The organism is Vibrio sp. 1562 (genome assembly GCF_033340155.1).
In the GTDB taxonomy this organism is placed as follows: Bacteria; Pseudomonadota; Gammaproteobacteria; order Enterobacterales; family Vibrionaceae; genus Vibrio; species Vibrio alginolyticus.
This window is the reverse complement of the sequence record NZ_JAWOVY010000162.1, coordinates 1-915: the sequence shown is the minus strand read 5'-3', so window position 1 is coordinate 915 and position 915 is coordinate 1. Positions and strand designations below refer to the sequence as shown.

2 protein-coding genes are annotated in these 915 nt (G+C 43.2%); both read left to right on the top strand.

All coding sequences use genetic code 11. The features are described from left to right. Nucleotides 1–286: 286 nt before the first annotated feature. Entirely contained in the window at nucleotides 287–505 is a 219-nt protein-coding gene (locus tag R7Z49_RS23900; protein WP_411913030.1) for a helix-turn-helix domain-containing protein, read from the top strand. A gap of 283 nt (nucleotides 506–788) precedes the next feature. Further along, nucleotides 789–915, top strand: a 127-nt coding sequence (locus R7Z49_RS28175) for a transposase (RefSeq protein ID WP_411913029.1), incomplete at its 3' end; no start/stop codon positions are given.

The window sequence follows — 915 nt, the reverse complement described above, 5'->3', positions numbered from 1 at the left end:
TCCACCCACGCCAATGAGCACCACTCAACAGACAAGCAATACCAATCTAAGTAAAAACATGATCCAATTGAGGCTGTCCAACAACAGAACTGATTCGCTATGGACAGCCTCAACAATATCGACTTTAAAAAACTCGCAAGTCAGCAAAAATCCATTCAGATGAAAATGAGGCCACTGACCCTTACTCATTTCAAATGATGGACACTCACGCACACAAATCGCCAAGTTTCTCAAGGTAAGCCGAACCAGTGTCAATAAGTAGGTTTAAACCTTTCTTGAAGAAGGGCTGGAAGGACGGCAAGAAAAGCCAAGAATAGGAAGACCACCATTCTTAACTTCCGAGCAAAGAGAACAATTGAGTCAATATATAAAAGATAAAGCCAATGGTACACAAGACGGAGAACTGACTGGTTCCGACATCCACGCTTATATCATGAAAGAATTTGGCGAGCACTACCAGCCTGACTCTATCTATTACCTGCTCGACCACATGGGCTTTTCATGAATAACTTCCCGCTCAAAACACGACAACACACTTATGGACTGAAAAAGCAGCTCGCCCAAGAGCCGAGAAACAACAATTTGAGTATGCTTATCTGTTCGGTTCAGTCGTCGCAGAAAAGGAATTGGTGAGGCTATCATTGTCCCTGGGTTAATAAAGACATCATGATAGAGCACTTAAAACAAATATTGGCAGTCACGGAGGAGGGATGTCGTGCCGTCGTTGTTATGGATGGTGCAGGATGACATACAGAAGAAATTGCCAATGACTTTAAAATGTCAGTGTCATCAAACTTTCACCCTATTCTCCAGAGCTAAACCCTATCGAACAAGTATGGCGTTGCTTGAGGCAACGCTATTTAGCCAACCAATCTTTTACAGGTTACGACGACATCATCTCCAAAGTCTGCGATG